General features: G+C 68.2%; 18 protein-coding genes. 10 read left to right on the top strand and 8 right to left on the bottom strand.

What is annotated here, in order from left to right; translation table 11 throughout:
• Positions 1 to 37: 37 nt before the first annotated feature.
• Positions 38 to 1,495: an SLC5 family protein gene (locus AC3WJT_RS04190; protein ID WP_492341806.1), complete on the bottom strand. Its 1,458-nt coding sequence runs from the start codon at positions 1,493 to 1,495 to the stop codon at positions 38 to 40.
• Positions 1,496 to 1,673: 178 nt separating this feature from the next.
• Between AC3WJT_RS04190 and AC3WJT_RS04185 the strand changes: the two genes are divergently transcribed.
• Genes AC3WJT_RS04185 through AC3WJT_RS04165 form a run of 5 tightly spaced genes read left to right on the top strand, consistent with a single transcriptional unit; the run spans position 1,674 to position 7,050 of the window.
• Positions 1,674 to 2,723, top strand: a complete 1,050-nt coding sequence (locus AC3WJT_RS04185) for a sugar phosphate isomerase/epimerase family protein (RefSeq protein WP_492341805.1) — start codon at positions 1,674 to 1,676, stop codon at positions 2,721 to 2,723.
• 1 nt (position 2,724) lies between these two features.
• Positions 2,725 to 3,864 (top strand): Gfo/Idh/MocA family protein, encoded by a 1,140-nt coding sequence (locus AC3WJT_RS04180; RefSeq protein ID WP_492341804.1) that lies wholly within the window; start codon positions 2,725 to 2,727, stop codon positions 3,862 to 3,864.
• Entirely contained in the window at positions 3,861 to 4,631 is a 771-nt protein-coding gene (locus tag AC3WJT_RS04175; RefSeq protein WP_492341803.1) for a TIM barrel protein, read from the top strand. The genes AC3WJT_RS04180 and AC3WJT_RS04175 overlap by 4 nt, the downstream gene beginning before the upstream one ends.
• Positions 4,631 to 6,322: a GMC oxidoreductase gene (locus AC3WJT_RS04170; RefSeq protein ID WP_492341802.1), complete on the top strand. Its 1,692-nt coding sequence runs from the start codon at positions 4,631 to 4,633 to the stop codon at positions 6,320 to 6,322. Before AC3WJT_RS04175 ends, AC3WJT_RS04170 begins: the two co-directional genes overlap by 1 nt.
• Positions 6,322 to 7,050: a sugar phosphate isomerase/epimerase family protein gene (locus AC3WJT_RS04165; RefSeq protein WP_492341801.1), complete on the top strand. Its 729-nt coding sequence runs from the start codon at positions 6,322 to 6,324 to the stop codon at positions 7,048 to 7,050. The genes AC3WJT_RS04170 and AC3WJT_RS04165 overlap by 1 nt, the downstream gene beginning before the upstream one ends.
• 8 nt (positions 7,051 to 7,058) lie before the next feature.
• Here AC3WJT_RS04165 and AC3WJT_RS04160 read toward each other — a convergent pair whose 3' ends face one another.
• Together AC3WJT_RS04160 and AC3WJT_RS04155 are read right to left on the bottom strand one after the other, a co-directional pair.
• A complete protein-coding gene (locus tag AC3WJT_RS04160; RefSeq protein WP_492341800.1) occupies positions 7,059 to 7,445 on the bottom strand; it encodes a DUF302 domain-containing protein in 387 nt (128 codons plus the stop codon).
• 34 nt (positions 7,446 to 7,479) lie between these two features.
• Positions 7,480 to 8,340, bottom strand: coding sequence for an MBL fold metallo-hydrolase (locus AC3WJT_RS04155; RefSeq protein WP_492341799.1), 861 nt, complete (start codon positions 8,338 to 8,340; stop codon positions 7,480 to 7,482).
• A 66-nt stretch (positions 8,341 to 8,406) separates the two neighbouring features.
• Here AC3WJT_RS04155 and AC3WJT_RS04150 point away from each other — a divergent pair, with 66 nt between their 5' ends.
• A complete protein-coding gene (locus AC3WJT_RS04150) occupies positions 8,407 to 8,736 on the top strand; it encodes an ArsR/SmtB family transcription factor (RefSeq protein WP_492341798.1) in 330 nt (109 codons plus the stop codon).
• Positions 8,736 to 9,515 (top strand): sulfite exporter TauE/SafE family protein, encoded by a 780-nt coding sequence (locus AC3WJT_RS04145; protein WP_492342369.1) that lies wholly within the window; start codon positions 8,736 to 8,738, stop codon positions 9,513 to 9,515. The genes AC3WJT_RS04150 and AC3WJT_RS04145 overlap by 1 nt, the downstream gene beginning before the upstream one ends.
• A gap of 15 nt (positions 9,516 to 9,530) precedes the next feature.
• Here AC3WJT_RS04145 and AC3WJT_RS04140 read toward each other — a convergent pair whose 3' ends face one another.
• The 5 genes from AC3WJT_RS04140 to AC3WJT_RS04120 are packed head-to-tail and all read right to left on the bottom strand — an operon-like array spanning position 9,531 to position 14,875.
• Entirely contained in the window at positions 9,531 to 9,863 is a 333-nt protein-coding gene (locus AC3WJT_RS04140) for an ArsR/SmtB family transcription factor (RefSeq protein WP_492341797.1), read from the bottom strand.
• Positions 9,864 to 9,919: 56 nt separating this feature from the next.
• Positions 9,920 to 13,120 carry an efflux RND transporter permease subunit gene (locus tag AC3WJT_RS04135; RefSeq protein WP_492341796.1) on the bottom strand — a complete coding sequence of 1,067 codons (3,201 nt, stop codon included), beginning with the start codon at positions 13,118 to 13,120 and terminating at the stop codon, positions 9,920 to 9,922.
• Positions 13,117 to 14,148 carry an efflux RND transporter periplasmic adaptor subunit gene (locus AC3WJT_RS04130; RefSeq protein WP_492341795.1) on the bottom strand — a complete coding sequence of 344 codons (1,032 nt, stop codon included), beginning with the start codon at positions 14,146 to 14,148 and terminating at the stop codon, positions 13,117 to 13,119. Before AC3WJT_RS04130 ends, AC3WJT_RS04135 begins: the two co-directional genes overlap by 4 nt.
• A gap of 34 nt (positions 14,149 to 14,182) precedes the next feature.
• A complete protein-coding gene (locus AC3WJT_RS04125; protein WP_492341794.1) occupies positions 14,183 to 14,545 on the bottom strand; it encodes a rhodanese-like domain-containing protein in 363 nt (120 codons plus the stop codon).
• A gap of 24 nt (positions 14,546 to 14,569) precedes the next feature.
• Entirely contained in the window at positions 14,570 to 14,875 is a 306-nt protein-coding gene (locus AC3WJT_RS04120; protein WP_492341793.1) for an ArsR/SmtB family transcription factor, read from the bottom strand.
• Positions 14,876 to 15,032: 157 nt separating this feature from the next.
• Here AC3WJT_RS04120 and AC3WJT_RS04115 point away from each other — a divergent pair, with 157 nt between their 5' ends.
• The 3 genes from AC3WJT_RS04115 to AC3WJT_RS04105 are packed head-to-tail and all read left to right on the top strand — an operon-like array spanning position 15,033 to position 16,990.
• Positions 15,033 to 16,313: an NAD(P)/FAD-dependent oxidoreductase gene (locus tag AC3WJT_RS04115; protein WP_492341792.1), complete on the top strand. Its 1,281-nt coding sequence runs from the start codon at positions 15,033 to 15,035 to the stop codon at positions 16,311 to 16,313.
• Positions 16,314 to 16,323: 10 nt separating this feature from the next.
• Positions 16,324 to 16,761 carry a thioredoxin domain-containing protein gene (locus tag AC3WJT_RS04110; RefSeq protein ID WP_492341791.1) on the top strand — a complete coding sequence of 146 codons (438 nt, stop codon included), beginning with the start codon at positions 16,324 to 16,326 and terminating at the stop codon, positions 16,759 to 16,761.
• Positions 16,762 to 16,786: 25 nt separating this feature from the next.
• Positions 16,787 to 16,990 carry a YgaP family membrane protein gene (locus AC3WJT_RS04105; RefSeq protein ID WP_492341790.1) on the top strand — a complete coding sequence of 68 codons (204 nt, stop codon included), beginning with the start codon at positions 16,787 to 16,789 and terminating at the stop codon, positions 16,988 to 16,990.
• Positions 16,991 to 17,159: the final 169 nt, after the last annotated feature.

Genomic DNA, 17,159 nt, shown 5'->3' with positions numbered 1-17,159 from the left:
TCTCGATCCGCGTCCGGATGAACAGCTGTCATGGCTGTCATGTCCGACCAGGCTTCAGACCGATGCGGGTTCTCACCGAGTCGACCAGCGTCGCCCGCTTGCCGAAGACAATCCGATTGACGCTGAGGGCGAAGGCGACACAGGCGCCCAGCGTCACGACCATCAGGTGGATGTAGTGGGTCGGCGTCCAGACGAAGGTGAACCCGGCATAGAGCAGGGTTCCGAATACGACCGCACCCATGACCGCGCGGGCGTCCACGTTGCGGAACATCAGGCCGACGATGAAGGCTGACAGGATCGGCATCGACAGCAGGCCGTTGAGCTGCTGGACCAGGTTTATGATCGACGCCGCGCCCATGTAGACGGGCACCAGCAGGACCGAGAGCACCATGAAGGTCAGCGAGATGATGGTGTTCAGCCGACCGACGTTCGGCTTCTCGGCGACGAACTTCTCGTGCAGGTCGCAGACGTACAGCGTGACGGACGAATTCAGCACCGAGGTGTAGCTGGTGAGCAGCGCCGCGGCCATGAAGGCGGCGAAGGCGCCCGACAGCCAGCCCGGCATCACCATCGCGACGACCCGGCCGTAGGTCGCGTCGCCGGCGTCTCCGAAGAGCTTGTAGGCGGCGACGCCGGGGACGACGACGATCGCGGGGACGATCAGCAGGCGGATCACCGCGGCGGCCAGGACGCCCTTCTGCCCTTCCCGAAGGCTGGGCGCGGCCATCGCCCGCTGGGTGATCGTCTGGTTGGTGCTCCAGTAGAACATCTGGATGAAGATCATCCCCGTCAGCAGGGTCTGCCAGGGGATCGGCGAGTCCTTGCCGCCGATCATGCTCAGGCGGTCGGCGGGGATGCCGCTGAAATCGAAGTCGATCGCCGCCATCGCCAGAACCATCACCAGAAGAGCCATGCCGAGCACGCCGATCCCTGAAATGGTGTCGTAGACCGCGACGGCGCGCAGACCTCCGCCGATCGCGTAGGCTCCGCCCAGGATCGCCATCGCGGCGGCGATGACGATCAGCGGAATCTCGACCCCGAACATCGTCTTGAGGAACAGCGAGCCCGTGTAGAGCATGATCGGCAGATAGATGAACACGTTGCCGAGCAGGAACAGCACCGACACAACGGCCCGCAGGTGTTTCGAGCCGTACTTGCGCTCCAGCAGTTCGGTCGTGGTGGTGCAGTTGTTGCGATAATAGATCGGCAGGAAGATCCAGCAGAGCATCAGGAGGCCGACGATGGCCGAGAGCTCCCACCAGGCGAGCAGCAGCATCTGGTTGCCGTTCATCCCGACCAGCTGGTCGGTCGAGAGATTGGTCAGGGTGATCGAGCCGGCGATGAACGGCCAGGTAAGGTTGCCGCCGGCGAGGAAGTACTCACGGTTCGAGTCGCTGGAGCGACCGCCCATTCGCGCAACCTGCCAGCCCGTGAGGATGGCCATGAGCGCGGTCAGGCCGCCGAAGACGGCCCACTGAATCAGATCGGTCTGCAAGGCTTCCCCCCGGGTCCGCAGAGTCGCGGTCTGCGAAGTTCGCCGTGCTTGGCCGCCCGACGTCAACTGCAAGCCCGGCGAAGGTGAACGACCCGCTCGCCAAAGGCTCCGCGCATGCTAGCTTCCTGCGGACAAGGGATGGGCGGTCCGATGCAGGCGGCCCTCTGGAGGAGGATGCATGAAGGGCCCGGCTATCTTTCTGGCGCAGTTCGCCGGCGACGAGTCGCCGTTCAACAGCCTGGAGTCCATCGCCCGCTGGGCCGGCGAGCTCGGCTACAAGGGAGTCCAGATCCCGACCTGGGACCGACGGCTGTTCGACCTGAAGCTGGCCGCCGAAAGCGACGCCTACTGCGACGAGGTGAAGGGCGTTCTGGCGGCCGCCGGGCTTGAGGTGTCGGAACTGTCGACCCACACCCAGGGGCAGATGGTCGCGGTCCATCCGGCCTATGACGAGATGTTCGACGGCTCGGCGCCGGCGCGGGTGCGGGGCAACCCCAAGGCCCGCCAGGAATGGGCTGTAGAGCAGGTCCTGCTGGGGGCGAAGGCCTCGAAGCGGATGGGCCTTCCGGCCCACGTCACCTTTTCAGGTTCGCTGGCCTGGCCCTATCTCTATCCTTATCCGCAGCGGCCGGCCGGGCTGATCGAGGAAGCGTTCGACGAGCTGGCCCGCCGCTGGCGGCCGATTCTCGATGCGTTCGACGAGGCCGGGGTCGACCTCTGCTACGAGATCCACCCGAGCGAAGACCTGTTCGACGGCACGACCGTGGAGATGTTCTGGGACCGCGTGGATCATCATCCGCGCGCCTGCCTGCTGTACGATCCCAGCCACTTCCTGCTGCAGCAGTTGGACTACCTGGAATACATCGACCTCTATCACGAGCGGATCCGGATGTTTCACGTCAAGGACGCCGAGTTCCGGCCGACCGGGCGGCAGGGCGTCTACAGCGGCTATGCGCCGTGGAAGGAACGCGCCGGCCGGTTCCGCTCGCTCGGCGACGGCCAGATCGACTTCAAGGCCATCTTCTCCAAGTTCGCCCAGTACGGCTACCAGGGCTGGGCGGTGCTGGAATGGGAGTGTGCGCTCAAGGACCCCGTTCAGGGCGCCCGGGAAGGCGCGACCTTCATCCGCGACCATATCATCCAGGTGACCGGCAAGAGCTTCGACGACTTCCTGGCCACGGACGTCGACGCGGCGGCCAATCGGCGACTGCTGGGCCTCGACCGCTGAGATGCGTCTTTCGCTGGGGATGATCGGGGGCGGCGAAGGCGCTTTCATCGGCGGCGTGCACCGTATGGCCGCGCGGCTTGATGACCGCTGGACCCTGGTCGCGGGCGCGTTCAGCGGCGACGCCGGACGCTCGCGCGCATTTGGCCAGGAGCTCGGTCTCAGCGACGAGCGCTGCTACGGCGACTGGCGGGCGATGGCGCAGGCGGAGGCGACGCGGCCCGACCGGATCGACGCCGTGGCCATCGTCACGCCCAATCACCTGCATCACGGCCCGGCGAAGGCGTTCCTCGAGGCCGGCATCGCGGTGATCTGCGACAAGCCCCTGACCACCGGTCTGGCGGACGCCCTGGACCTGGCCGACACCGTGGCGCGAACGGGCGCGCCGTTCGTGTTGACCCACAACTACAGCGGCTATGCGATGGTCCGGCAGATGCGGGCCATGGTGGCGGCCGGAACGCTCGGCGCGATCCGGGTGGTCCAGGCCGAGTACGCCCAGGACTGGCTGGCCACGGCGCTGCCCGGCAACAAGCAGGCGGACTGGCGGGGCGATCCGGCGCAGGCGGGGCCCGGCGGGGCGCTGGGCGACATCGCCACCCATGCCTACCACCTGGCGACCTATGTCGTCGGCGCGGCAGCCGATCAGGTCAGCGCCGAGACCTCGCGGTTTGTCGCCGGCCGGCGGCTCGATGACGACGTCCAGCTGCGACTGCGCTGGGCCGGCGGCGCGCGGGGACAGCTCTGGGCCAGCCAGGTCGCGGTTGGAGCCGCGAACGGGTTGCGGCTTCGGATTTACGGCGAGACCGGCGGGCTGGAGTGGTCGCAGGAGGATCCGGATTTCCTCCGTTACACGGCGCTCGGCCAGCCGCCGCAGATTCTGCGGCGCGGCGGGCCCGGCCTGTCAGCGGCCGCGCAGGCGGCGACGCGCATCCCGGCGGGCCATCCCGAAGGCTATCTGGAAGGTTTCGCGCAGATCTACGCCGACGCTGCGGATCTGGTGGCCGCGCACAAGGCAGGCCGGCCGGCGCCTGCGACCCACCTGCCCGGCGTCACCGCCGGCGTCGAAGGTGTCCGGTTCATCGAGGCGTCCGTGCGCAGCGCCGCCGCCGACGGCCGCTGGACCGCCCTTGGAGACAGCGCATGATCCGGCAGAGTTTCGCCTGGTGGTCGTTCACCGCCGGTCGGGAGGTCGACCCCAAGACCTTGCTGCGCGAGGCCGCCGCGGCCGGAGCCCAGGGCGTGGAGATGCTGCCCGAGCCGCTCTGGCCGGTAGCGAAAGACGCCGGGCTGTCGATCGTCACCCTGACCGGCCATACGCTTGAGCGCGGCTTCAACGACCGCTCCCTGCACGCCGATCTGACCGACGAGGTTCGCCGCAACATCGACACAGCCGCCGCCGGCGGTTGCGAGGCGGTTATCGTCTTCTCCGGCAACCGCATCGGCGACGGCGCCGACGGGCCGGCCATCGACGCCTGTATCGAGGGTCTCGCGCCCGTGGTGGCCCATGCCGAGGCGGCGGGGGTGCGACTGCTGATGGAACTGCTCAACAGCAAGGTCGACCATCCCGGCCACCAGTGCGACCGGACGGACTTCGGCGCGGCGGTGGTCCGCGGCGTCGGCTCGCCGGCCCTGCGGCTGCTCTACGACGGCTACCACATGCAGCTGATGGAGGGCGATCTGATGCGGACGATCCGCGCCAACATCGACCTGATCGGCCATGTCCACACCGCCGGCGCACCCGGCCGTCGCGACCTCGACGACCGTCAGGAAATCAACTGGCCGGCCATCGCGGGGCTGCTGCGCCACCTCGGCTACCGCCACTGGGTGGGGCATGAGTTCGTGCCCCGAGGCGAGCCCGTCCCGGCGCTTGCGGCGGCCATCTCGCAGTTCGAGTTGAAGGGAGCGGCGTGATGTTCGACGCCATTGTGGTCGGGTCCGGGATCAGCGGAGGCTGGGCGGCCAAGGAGCTCTGCGAGCGCGGCCTGAAGGTGCTGATGCTCGAGCGTGGTCCGGAGGTCACCAACGGGCCTGACCAGAGCCATGATCTGTCGCTCAAGCTCCGCCGGAGGGACGACCAGATCCCCCAGCCGGAGCGTGACCTGCACTACCCCTACCACGTCGGGGTCACCTACGCCCTTTTCAACTCCAACAAGGCCCTCTGGGCCAGCGATCACGACCACCCTTACGAGACGGTTCCCGGCAAGCCCTATCGCTGGATCCGCGGCTATCATCTGGGCGGACGGTCGCTGACCTGGGGACGGCAATCCTACCGCTGGGCGCCGCAGGACTTCCTGTCCAACCTGCAGGACGGCCACGGCGTCGACTGGCCGATCCGCTACGAGGACCTGGAGTCCTGGTACGACCATGTCGAGGCCTTCGCCGGGATCAGCGGCGACTACGACGGCCTGGAGCAGTTGCCCGATGGCGACTTCCTGCCGGCCTTTCCGTTCAACGACGTCGAGCTGGCGGCCAAGGCGCGGATCGAGGCGGACTTCCCCACGCGCCGGATGATCATGGGGCGGACGGCCAACCTCAGCCGCGTCGCCAAGGCGCAGATGGACGTCGGCCGCAGGCGCTGCGAACAGCATGTGAAGTGCCATCACGGCTGTCCGTTCGGCGCCTACTTCTCAAGCCAGGCTGCGACCCTGCCGGCGGCGCAGAAGACCGGCAATCTGACCGTCCTGACCGACCGCGTCGTCGAGAGCGTCATCCATGACCCGGCGACGGGCCGGGTGACCGGGGTGCGGACGATCAACCGGCTGGACAAGTCCGGCGAGGTGTTCGAGGCGCGGATCGTGTTCCTCAACGCCTCGGCGATCAACACCGCCGCCCTGTTGCTGAACTCGAAGTCCGAGGCCTTCCCGCGCGGCCTGGCCAACGGCAGCGACCAGGTCGGCCGCAACCTGATGGACCACGTCAGCACCAAGCCGATCGTCGGCAGCATCCCGGGCTTCGGCGACGTGCCGTTCCAGAATGACCGACCGACCGGCATCTACATCCCGCGCTACGCCAACGTCACGGAGTCCGACAAACCGTACGTCCGCGGCTTCGGCATGCAGGGGGGCGCGGTCCGCTCCCGCAATGTCGAAGGCGCCGTCCAGGGCGTGGGGACGGGTGACGAGGATGAGGGCCACCGGGGCTGGCGGTTCTCGCTGCTGCCGTTCGGCGAGGTGCTGCCCGACCCCGAGAACCGCGTCACGCTGTCCGCCACGCGAAGGGACAGCTGGGGTATTCCGGTGCCGGTCATCGGCGCCACGCACGGGCCCAACGAGTACGCCATGATGCGGGCGGCGGCGCGGGATGCGGCGGAGATGCTCGCGGCCGCCGGCTGCACCGACATCACCGACTGGGAGGCGGCCAGCGCGGAGCTGACGCCGCCGGGCGACCGCATCCACGAGATGGGCACGGCCCGCATGGGACGCGACCCGGCGACCTCGGTGTTCAACGGCTGGGGACAGGCGCACGAGGCGCCGAACCTGTTCTGCTCCGACGGGGCGGTGATGGCCTCCAGCGCCTCGATGAATCCCTCGCTCACCTACATGGCGCTGACCGCGCGGGCGGCGAACCATGCGGCTGATTTGCTCGAACAAGGAGCCCTCTGATGACGCCCGTCGGCCTCCAGCTCTACACCCTGCGCAAGCCGTTCGCGGAGGATCCGCTCGGCACGCTCGAGCGCATCCGCGCGGCAGGCTACGACGCGGTCGAGTTCGCCGCCCCGCTCGACATGGACTTCGCGCCGCTGGCCGCGCGGATGCAGGACATCGCGCTCGACTGTCCGTCCGTGCACATCGGCCTGGCCGATCTCGTCGGGCAGCCCGGGCGGGTGCTTGAGGTCGCCAGAACCCTGGGCTGCCGCTTCATCGTGCTGCCCTTCGTCGATCCAAACGAGGCGGACTGGAAAGCGGTCCTCTCCCAGGCGCAGACCTTCGCCCGGCAGGCCCGGGACGAGGGCTTCCGCTTCGCCTACCACCACCACCACTTTGAGTTCGACACCGCCCGCGGGTTCCGGCCGTTCGACGTGCTGGTCGGCGACTCCGACCCTGCGCTGCTGTTCTTTGAACTGGATGTCTTCTGGCTGAAGACCGCCGGCGAGGATCCGCAGGCGATGATCGAAAAGCTCGCCGGCCGGGTGAAGCTGCTGCACCTCAAGGACTTCGCAGCGGACGGCAAGATGACCGACGTAGGCTCGGGCACGCTCGACTTCCCTGCCCTGATCGCCGCCGGCAAGGCCGCGGGGGTCGAGCACATGTTCGTCGAGCACGACTTCCCGCCCAAACCCTACTGGCCGAGCGTCGAGGCGAGCGTGGGATATCTGCGGACGCTGGGCTGACGTTTCCGCTACAGGCGGTCGATCGCCGCCCTGAGCTTCTCGCCGACGATGGCGGCCTGGGCCTTCAGCGCGGCGTTTTCGATCGATTGCATCGAGGCGGCGGGATCGATGGCGGCGACCTCGATCTGGCCGTCGTCAGCCTCCTGGACGATGACGTTGCAGGGCAGCATGAGACCCACCTTGTCCTCCAGCAGGAGCGCCTCATGGGCCAGGGCCGGGTTGCAGGCGCCGAGGATCAGGTAGGGGCGAAACTCCGCGCCGATCTTTGTCTTCAGGGTCTGGCGAATGTCGATTTCGCTGATGACCCCGAAGCCCTCGTGCGCGAGCGCGGACTTCGTTCGGGTGACCGCCTCGTCAAACGACGTGTCGAGCAGCTTCGAGAAATAGTAGCTCATCGGAAATCCAGTCCTTTGGTGCGGTGGTCGGACGTCAGGCGACCGTGACGGGCAGCTTCAGAAAGACGCGCCCGTTCGAGGACGCGGGCGGCAGGGCGCCGGCGCGGATGTTGACCTGCAGGGACGGCAGGATCAGCGCGGGGGGCGCGAGGGTGGCGTCGCGGCGCTCCCGGAGCGCGACGAAGTCCGCCTCGCTAACGCCGTCCCGGATATGAACGTTCCGCGCGCGCTCCTCCGCCACCGTGGTCTCCCAGACGAAGGAGGTCCGGCCTTCCGGCAGATAGTCGTGGCCGACGTAGACACGCGTCTCGGGCGGCAGATCGAGGATGCGGCGGATCGACCGGTACAGCGCGTGGGCGTCGCCGCCGGGGAAGTCGGTCCGGGCGGTGCCGTAGTCCGGCATGAAGAGGGTGTCTCCGACGTAGGCGGTGTCGCCGATCAGATAGGTCACGCAGGCGGCGGTATGGCCGGGGGTGTGCAGGACCCGGATCGGCGTCTCGCCGAGGTCGATGACTTCGCCGTCGGCGACAAGCCGCCCGAAGGCCGATCCGTCCGGAACGACGTCATCGGCTTCGAAGAGGGCGGCGAAGTGGGCCTGGACCTCGCCGATGTGCTCGCCGATGACCACCTTGGCTCCCGTGGCGCGGCGGAAGTGCTCGGCGGCGGACAGGTGGTCGGCGTGAGCGTGGGTCTCGAGCACGTAGCGCAGGTCCAGCCCCAGGTCCCTGACAGCCGCGAGGACCCGGTCCGCGAAGCCGGTCGAGACCTTTGCCGAGGCAGGCGCGTAGTCCAGCACCGGATCGATGACGGCTGCGGCCATGGTCGCCTCGTCCCAGACCAGATAGGTCACCGTGAACGTCGGCTCGTGGAAGAACGCCTTTTGATGAACGGTCATGTGGATCTCCTTCATCGCCTAAATATGCCATCTTGCTAAATTAGCAAGTGACTATATATTGAGCTCATGATCGCGAGCGCCCAGACCGACGTCGACCTCGTCGCCAACGCCCATTCGGCGGCCGACCTTCTGAGGGTTCTGGCCAACGCGCGGCGTCTTCAGGTGCTGTGCGCTCTGCGCCCCGGGGAGCTGTCCGTCGGACGAATCGCAGAGCACGTCGGCCTGTCACAATCGGCGCTGTCGCAGCATCTCGCGCGCCTGCGCCAGGACGGGGTCGTGGCGACCCGCCGTCAGGGGCAGACCATCTTCTACCGGATCGCTGATCCGGACGTCATGACGGTCCTTGAAGCCGTCTCCAGCGTCATGACAGGCCGCCGGGCAGGAGCAGACCGATGATCGACATCACACTTTCGAGCGGCGCGCTGGCCGTTGCGAGCGGCGCGCTCGTCGGGTTGCTGCTGGCCCTGTTCGGCGGCGGCGGGTCGGTTCTGGCGACGCCGTTGCTGCTCTATGTCGTCGGGGTCAGGGACCCGCATATCGCTATTGGCACCTCCGCCGCGGCCGTCGCCGTCAACGCCCTGATCAACCTGGTCGGCCACGGCCGAGGCGGGCGGGTGAAGTGGCCGTGCGCGACCGTCTTCGCCGCCGCCGGTCTGGCGGGCTCGTTCATGGGCTCGAGCCTGGCCAAGCAGGTCGACGGCCAGCAACTGCTGCTGTTCTTCGCCATGGCGATGGCGGCGATCGCCCTGTCAATGCTCCGCCGGCCGAAGAGCGAGGGCGATCCCGCCGTTCACATCACCTGGCAACTGACGCTCAAGCTTGCGCCATTGGGCCTGCTGACCGGACTCGCCGCGGGTTTCTTCGGCATCGGCGGCGGCTTCCTCATTGTGCCCGGTCTGATGGCGGCGACAGGCATGACCCTGGCCAACGCCGCGGCGTCCTCGTTGCTGTCGGTCACGCTGTTCGGCGCGGCGACCTCCGCCAACTATGCGTTGTCCGGGCTGGTCGACTGGCCAGTGGCCGGTCTGTTCATTCTGGGCGGCGCGGCGGGCGGCTGGGCCGGGCTGAAGGGCGCCGGGCTGCTAGCCGGCCGGGCGCTGCTGGCGCGACGTCTGTTCGCCGGACTGGTTCTGCTGGTCGGGGCCTACGTGGCCTGGCGGGCGCTGGGCGCGTAGCGGCCGCGACGCTCGCTAGCCGTCGCGCTTGTAGATCTCGCACAGCGTGTCGAGCATGCGGATCGCCGCCGGATCATCGAGCCGGTAGTAGATCGTCTGGGCCTCTCGCCGCGTCGCGACCAGACCTTCGGCGCGCATCTTCGCCAGGTGCTGTGAGGTGGCCGACTGGGCAAGGCCGACATGGGCCGACAGGTCGCCGACCGAGCTCTCGCCTTCGATCAGCTTGCACAGGATCAACAGCCGCTGTTCGCTCGCCAGCAGCTTGAGCATACGGGCCGCCGCATGCGCGCTGTCAGCCAGCTCGGTCAGCTCGCTGGAGGGGGGGCGTTCGGCGGTGATGCTGCTCATGGGCCTAATGTAGAAACCGCGCATATATGTTCAAGCCGGTTTGCGCGCCGCGGTCGCTATGCCGCGGCGGTCCGCCGGGGCTGGTCGTCTCTCAGCACCACATAGATCGCCGGGATCACCAGCACGGTCAGCAGGGTGGAAGACGCGAGGCCGAACAGCAGCGAGATGGCCAGACCCTGGAAAATCGGGTCGAACAGGATCACCGCCGCGCCGATCATCGCCGCCAGCGCCGTAAGCACGATCGGCTTGAACCGGATCGCGCCGGCCTCGAGCAGCACCTCGCGTAGCGGGCGGCCGTCACCCTGGCTGTGGCGGATGAAGTCGACCAGCAGGATCGAGTTGCGGACAATGATCCCGGCCAGCGCGATGAAGCCGATCATCGAGGTGGCCGTGAAGGGCGCCTGGAACAGGATGTGACCGATGACGATGCCCACCAGCGTCAGCGGGATCGGGGTGAGAATGACCAGCGGCAGACGGAAGCTTTTGAACTGGGCGACCACCAGGACATAGATGCCGAGGATCGCGACCCCGAAGGCGGCGCCCATGTCGCGGAAGGTCACCCAGGTGATCTCCCACTCGCCGTCCCACAGGACGGTCGGGCGACTTTCGTCCGTCGGCTGGCCGTTCAGGCGGATGTCGGGCTTGGGAACGTCCTTCCACTCCCCTTCCCTGATGGCCTTGTCGACGGCCATCATCCCGTAGATCGGCGCCTCGTAGGCGCCGGCGAGCTCGCCGAGGATCATGTCCACGTCGCGCCCGTCCCGGCGGAAGATGTGCGTCGAGCCGGCTTCCTCGCTGGCGGTCACCACTTCGCCCAGCGCGACCAGGCGGCCGGTCTGCGACTGGGCCACCGGCATGGCCGCGAGGCCTTCGCCCCAGCTGCGCGAGGACTGTGGCAGGCGAACGGAAATCTCCAGGGGGTCGCGGCCTTCGCCGCGGTGGGCGTAGCCGACCACCTGGCCGCCGAGCGCCGCGCCGATCGAATCGTAGACGTCGCGGTCGGTGACGCGCAGCGCCTCCAGCCGGTCACGGTCGGGAACCAGGCGCAGACCAGGCCGGGGCTGGCCGTAGCTGTCGTCGACATCGACGATGTACGGCACGGACCTGAACGTCGCCTTGACCCGTTCGGCCACGGCGCGGCGGGTCTTCGCGTCGGGTCCGTAGATCTCGGCCAGCAGGGTGGCCATGACCGGCGGTCCGGGCGGCGCCTCGACCACCTTGATCGACGCTCCCGCGGGCAGGGCCAGCGCGGCCAGCCGTTTGCGCAGGTCCAGAGCGATCACATGGCTTGAGCGGCTCCGCTCGTCCTTGGACGCGAGAGCGACGGACAGGTCGCCCATCTCGGGCTTGTTGCGGAGGTAGTAGTGCCGGACCAGGCCGTTGAAGTTGAACGGCGAGGCGGTCCCGGCATAGGCGTCGATAGCGATCACCTCGGGCAGGGCCCGGGTGATCAGCGCGGCGTCGTTCAGCACCCGCTGGGTCGCCTCAAGCGATGTGCCCTCCGGCAGGTCGACGACCACCTGCAGTTCGGACTTGTTGTCGAACGGCAGCAGCTTCACCGTCACCGTCCTGGTGGCGAACATCGCGCCGGCCAGCAGGGTGGCGACGCCCACGGCGATCAGGAAGATCCAGGCGCTGCGGCGGGTCGCGATCACCTGTCCGGCGACCTTGCGGTAGATCGCGCCGAGCTTCCCCTCGCCGTGATAACCGCCGCCGGCGGCCAGGGTCTTGCGGGCGAACCGGACCATCAGCCAGGGCGCGATCACCACGGCGACGAAGAACGAGAAGACCATGGCCGCCGAGGCGTTGATCGGGATCGGCGCCATGTAGGGGCCCATGAGCCCCGACACGAAGAGCATCGGCAACAGCGCCGAGACCACCGTCAGGGTCGCCACAACGGTCGGGTTGCCGACCTCGGCCACGGCCTCGACCGCCGCATCGATGCGGCTGCGATCGTCGTTCATCGCCCAGTGGCGGGCGATGTTCTCGATCATCACGATGGCGTCGTCGACAAGGATGCCGATGGAGAAGATCAGGGCGAACAGGCTGACCCGGTTGATCGTGTAGCCCATCAGATTCGAGGCGAAGAGGGTCAGCAGGATCGTCGTCGGGATGACCACGGCGGTGACCGCCGCCTCGCGCCAGCCGATCGCCAGACCGATCAGGATGACGATCGACAGCGTCGCGAGGCCGAGGTGGAACAGCAGTTCGTTGGCCTTCTCGTTGGCTGTCTCGCCGTAGTCGCGGGTGACCGCGACGCTCAGACTGTCGGGCAGCAGGGTTCCCTTGAGGGCCTCCACCCGGGCGAGCACCGCGTGGGACACGACGACAGCGTTCGCGCCCTTGCGCTTGGCGATGGCCAGGCTGACGGCGGGCGCCTGGCTCCAGGCCTGGCCGACCCGGGCGAAGCGCCATGCGCGGGCCTGATCCTCACGCGGCGCCTCGATGACGGCCGCGACGTCGCGGACATAGACCATCTCGCCGCGCGCGGACGGCAGGGCGATCAGACCGATATCGACAACACTGGTCAGGGTGCGGCCAACCGAGACCTGGACAGCTTGCCCGTCATTGCGGACCTGGCCGGCGGGGAAGGCGCGATTGGCCTGGCGGATGGCGTCCATCAGGCCGCCCAGGGACACGCCGTGCAGCGCGAGCTTCGCCGGATCGGGTTCGACGCGGATTTCCTGCGGCCGGCCGCCGGCGATGAAGGTCAGGCCGACATCGTCGACCTTGGCGACTTCCGTCCGGAGCTTGCCGGCCAGTTCGTAGAGCGCCTGGTCGGTCCACTGTCCCGCCGCGCCGGGCTTTGGCGACAGGGTCAGGACAAGGCTGGGCACATCGTTGATGCCGCGGGTCTGGATCAGTGGCTCCGGGATCCCCGCAGGGATACGGTCCATGTTCGCGCGGATCTTCTCGTGGATGCGGACGGCCGCCGCGTCGGGATCGACCCCGACCTTGAAGCGGGCGGTGACCATGACCTGGTCGTCGTCGGCGAAGGTGTAGACGTGCTCGACCTCGGCGACGCTCTTGACGATCGTCTCGAGCGGCTTGCCGACCAGTTCAACGGCGTCAGGGGCGCGCAAGCCGGGCGCGGCGACCATGATGTCGACCATCGGCACGCTGATCTGCGGTTCCTCCTCGCGCGGAATGCTCACCAGCGCGAGCAGGCCGACGGCGATGGCGGCGAGCAGAAACAGCGGCGTCAGCGGCGACTTGATCGTCGCCCGGGTCAGGCGTCCGGAGAGGCCGAGGTTCATGGGTTCGCCCCTGCCGGAACCAGCACATCGCCCGGGCGGACGCCGGACAGCAGTTCAACATCGTCGGCCGTCCGTGTGGCGGTGGTCTGCACGGGAACCTCCGAGACCGTCCCGTCGCGACCGGCCAGACGGACGTAATCGATGCCGTAGCGGGTCGAGACATAGCGCCGGGGGACCACCAGCGCCTGCCGCTGGCCGATCGTTACGCCGACGCGGACGCGTTGGCCGACGAGGTCCTCCGGCAGTCCCGGAGCGGTCACATCAGCGATGACCTGCCCGGCGGTGACGGAGGGGTAAACCTGGGAGACGCGTCCGGTGGCTGCGACGCCGCGCAGGTCCTCGGCGGAAAGCTGCACCTCGTCGCCGACCTTCAGGGTGCGGGCCTGGCCTTCGGGCAACTCCAGCCGCACGACCGTCGGCCCGGCGGTAACCCGCGCAACCGACTGGCCCGCCATGACGACCGAACCGACCGGCACGTCCGCGACCAGAACCCGTCCGGACGCGGGCGCCAGAACAGCGCCCTGGGCGCCGAGTTCGGCGCTGGCGGCCCGCTGGGCTTTCGCAGCGGCCAGGGTGGCGTTGGCCGCCTTGGCCATGGCCTCGACCTGGTCCATCCGGGCCTGGGCGTAGATGCCCTGGTTGAACAGGGTGCGGGTGCGGGTCAGGTCGCCCTGCGCTCTCGCCGCGTCGGCGGCCGCGGCCGCGACCTGGGCGTCGTAGGAGGCCGTCACCAGGGCCAGCCGGTCATCCCTGACCGTGGCGATCAGCTGCCCCTGGCGGACCAGGTCGCCTTCCTTCACGCGCAGGGACACCAGGACGCCCGAGATCCGCGACCGGGCTTCGCCCATGTCCCGCGTGGTCAGCGTGGCCGACACCGGCTTGATGTCCGCGACCGTGCTGTAGGCCACCGTCAGGCGGCCGACCGCCGGCGCCTGCACAGCGACCGGCTGCTCGGGCGCGGACTCACCGCAGGCCGACAACAACAGAACGGCGCCGAGGGCGCCTAGGAGGAAAGGAAGTCTGGCCATGGTCTGCCCGTTCGTGGGTTCTGGTTTCGAGCGACTAGCGCGCGTCGCGCACTTGGCCCGTTCCGGAGTCGATGGTGACGGTCGGAAGTCCTGCGGCCTTCCAGGCGGCGATACCGCCGGCCAGATGGGAGTCGATGCTGTGGCCGGCCTTGAGGCTGTGGCCGACGGCCGTCGCGGATCGCTTGCCCGACCCGCACTGGAAGACGATCAGCCTGTCGCCGGCGGGAGGCAGGGCGCCCGGGTCAAACGTCGAGAGCGGGAAGTTGAGCGCCCCGTGAATGCGTTCCGCGGCGAACTCGGCCGGCTCGCGCACGTCAATCAACAGGATCTCGTGCGCCTCGAGGGACGCCTTCACCTGCTGCGGGGTCAGGTCTTTGGTCTTGGGAGAGCCGAACATCGGGTGGTCCTTTCAGACGAGCGGTCAGGCGACCGAGCAGAATTGGTTGGACAGGGTTTCCACCACGGCGCGGGCATGGCCGCTCCGGAGCGCGTAATAGATCGTCTGGCCGTCGCGACGGGTGGAGACCACGCCGTCCCGACGCAGGAGGCCCAGATGCTGCGAGGCCAGGGTCTCGCGCACGCCGAGCCGTTGCGCCAGCGCGCCCACCGACTGTTCGCGGTCGAGCAGGGCGCAGACGATCATCAGCCGATGCGGATTGGCCAGCGCCTTCAGGAGGGCGCAGGCCTGGTCAGCGGAAGCCTTGAGAGCGTGGTCTTCAAAATTCATAGTTGCGTATATGCGGCTATTCACATATTCAGTCAAGCGCACTGAGGATCTGCCTACGCCCTTCGCCGGCGCCCGGGCGTGATCCTGATCAAGGCCGGTCATCCGGAAATGGCGGACACCCCGTCAACAACCGGAGGCCTCTGGAAGGAAACGGAACATGGGCAAGCCGCGTATTGTCATCCTGGGCGCAGGACTGGGCGGCGCGATCGCCGCGTTCGAGATCAAGGATGCGGTCGGCGATCGCGCCGAGGTCAGCGTTGTCTCGCAGGGCGATACCTTCCACTTCGTACCGTCGAACCCCTGGGTCGCCGTCCACTGGCGCAAGCGTGAGGCGATCGAGGTCAACCTGCCTCCGGTTTTCAGGAAGAAGGGCGTGAGCTTCTCGGGCGTCGGCGCAAAGCGGGTCTCGCCGGGCGAGAACCGGATCGAACTCAATGACGGCGAGACGCTCGCCTACGACTACCTGGTCATCGCCACCGGACCGGATCTGGCCTTCGACGAGATCGAGGGGCTTGGACCGCACGGCGGCTTCACCCAGTCGATCTGTCATGTCGACCATGCCGAGACGGCGGCGGCGGCGTTTGACCGGTTTGTCGAGAACCCTGGCCCCATCGTCGTAGGCGCCGTCCAGGGCGCGTCCTGCTTCGGCCCGGCCTACGAGTTCGCGATGATCCTGGACACCGAACTCAAGCGCCGGAAGATCCGCGACAAGGTCCCGATGACCTTCGTCACCTCGGAGCCCTACGTCGGCCATCTGGGGCTGGACGGTGTCGGCGACACCAAGGGCCTGCTCGAAAGCGAGATGCGCGACCGGCACATCAAATGGATCACCAACGCGCGCGTGACCTCCGTCGAAGCAGGGATGATGCACGTCGAGGAGGTCGCCGAGGACGGGGCGGTCAGGGCCGCCCACGACGTCCCGTTCAGCTATTCGATGATGCTGCCGGCGTTCCGCGGCGTGGACGCCGTGCGCGGCATTGACGGCCTGACCAATCCGCGCGGCTTCATCATCGTCGACAAGCATCAGCGCAACCCGACGTTCCCGAACGTCTTCGCGCTCGGCGTCTGCGTCGCCATCGCCCCGACCGGCAAGACGCCTGTCCCGGTCGGCGTTCCCAAGACCGGCTTCATGATCGAAAGCATGGTCACGGCGATCGCCCACAATCTCGGCGATCTCGTCGCCGGCAAGCCGTCGACTCATGAAGCGACCTGGAACGCCATCTGCCTGGCCGACTTCGGCGACGGCGGCGTGGCCTTTGTCGCCCAGCCCCAGATTCCGCCCCGCAACGTCAACTGGTCGGCCAGCGGCAAGTGGGTCCACCTGGCCAAGGTCGGCTTCGAGAAATACTTCCTCGCCAAGGTCAAACGCGGCGAGAGCGAGCCCTTCTACGAAAAGCTGGCGCTGGACGTGATGGGCATCCGCAAGATCAAACCCTGAGGCTGCGACCATGCGACAGTTCGTTTGCCCCGCCTGCGGCGCGACCAACCGGTCGCCGCCCGAGCGCGACGCCCTGAAGGCCAAATGCGGCCGCTGCGCCGAGCCGCTGTTCACCGGCCATCCGGTGGAGGTCAGCGGCCAGGCCTTCAGGACCCACCGGCGCGCCACCCAAGGGGCCGCGGTGCTGGTCGACGTCTGGGCGCCCTGGTGTGGGCCCTGCCGGACCATGGGTCCGCAGTTCGCCGCCGCCGCGCCCCGGCTCGAGCCGGATGTGCGTCTGCTGAAACTCAACGCGGATGAAGAGGGCGCCACGACCGCCGAGCTCGGCGTGTCGGGCATCCCGGCCCTGATCCTGTTTCGCGACGGCAAGGTCATCGCGCAACAGGCCGGCGCCATGACCGCCAACCAGATTGTCGCCTGGACCACCCAGGCGCTCGCCAGGGCTTAGGCCTGACGTCCCCGAGGAGAACTCCATGACCGTTGATCGCGCTGTCTTCATCTTCGCCGGCCTGGTCGTGCTGGCCGGCGTCACGCTGGGCCACTACGTCAGCCCCTGGTGGCTGCTGCTCAGCGCCTTTGCCGGCCTGAACATGATCCAGGCGGCTTTCACCGGCTTCTGCCCCGCCGCACTCGTGTTCAAGAAGCTCGGCGTCCGGCCCGGCGCCGCCTTCCGCTGATCCACGCTTCGCGGGCCTTCGCCGCCGGTGTGCGGGCCGATGTCCTTCGACAGCAGGCCTGACGGCGTCAGTCGCGAGCGTATCTCATCGTTTGTGGGCGCCCGCGGCGACCGGAGCCGAGTGCGCGGGGTGGATGGCGGTGCAGGCAGTCAGTAGCGAATCCTTCTCC

It is taken from the genome of Caulobacter sp. FW305-C-30-S16 (assembly GCF_058783025.1).
This window is presented reverse-complemented; position numbering and strand designations above follow the sequence as displayed.

Excerpts from the sequence above, each read along its gene's own strand:
- AC3WJT_RS04185 (WP_492341805.1), top strand. The coding sequence starts at position 1,674 with ATGAAGGGCCCGGCTATCTTTCTGGCGCAGTTCGCCGGCGACGAGTCG.
- AC3WJT_RS04180 (WP_492341804.1), top strand. The coding sequence starts at position 2,725 with ATGCGTCTTTCGCTGGGGATGATCGGGGGCGGCGAAGGCGCTTTCATC.
- AC3WJT_RS04175 (WP_492341803.1), top strand. The coding sequence starts at position 3,861 with ATGATCCGGCAGAGTTTCGCCTGGTGGTCGTTCACCGCCGGTCGGGAG.
- AC3WJT_RS04170 (WP_492341802.1), top strand. The coding sequence starts at position 4,631 with ATGTTCGACGCCATTGTGGTCGGGTCCGGGATCAGCGGAGGCTGGGCG.
- AC3WJT_RS04165 (WP_492341801.1), top strand. The coding sequence starts at position 6,322 with ATGACGCCCGTCGGCCTCCAGCTCTACACCCTGCGCAAGCCGTTCGCG.
- AC3WJT_RS04160 (WP_492341800.1), bottom strand. The coding sequence starts at position 7,445 with ATGAGCTACTATTTCTCGAAGCTGCTCGACACGTCGTTTGACGAGGCG.
- AC3WJT_RS04155 (WP_492341799.1), bottom strand. The coding sequence starts at position 8,340 with ATGACCGTTCATCAAAAGGCGTTCTTCCACGAGCCGACGTTCACGGTG.
- AC3WJT_RS04150 (WP_492341798.1), top strand. The coding sequence starts at position 8,407 with ATGATCGCGAGCGCCCAGACCGACGTCGACCTCGTCGCCAACGCCCAT.
- AC3WJT_RS04140 (WP_492341797.1), bottom strand. The coding sequence starts at position 9,863 with ATGAGCAGCATCACCGCCGAACGCCCCCCCTCCAGCGAGCTGACCGAG.
- AC3WJT_RS04135 (WP_492341796.1), bottom strand. The coding sequence starts at position 13,120 with ATGAACCTCGGCCTCTCCGGACGCCTGACCCGGGCGACGATCAAGTCG.
- AC3WJT_RS04130 (WP_492341795.1), bottom strand. The coding sequence starts at position 14,148 with ATGGCCAGACTTCCTTTCCTCCTAGGCGCCCTCGGCGCCGTTCTGTTG.
- AC3WJT_RS04125 (WP_492341794.1), bottom strand. The coding sequence starts at position 14,545 with ATGTTCGGCTCTCCCAAGACCAAAGACCTGACCCCGCAGCAGGTGAAG.
- AC3WJT_RS04120 (WP_492341793.1), bottom strand. The coding sequence starts at position 14,875 with ATGAATTTTGAAGACCACGCTCTCAAGGCTTCCGCTGACCAGGCCTGC.
- AC3WJT_RS04115 (WP_492341792.1), top strand. The coding sequence starts at position 15,033 with ATGGGCAAGCCGCGTATTGTCATCCTGGGCGCAGGACTGGGCGGCGCG.
- AC3WJT_RS04110 (WP_492341791.1), top strand. The coding sequence starts at position 16,324 with ATGCGACAGTTCGTTTGCCCCGCCTGCGGCGCGACCAACCGGTCGCCG.
- AC3WJT_RS04105 (WP_492341790.1), top strand. The coding sequence starts at position 16,787 with ATGACCGTTGATCGCGCTGTCTTCATCTTCGCCGGCCTGGTCGTGCTG.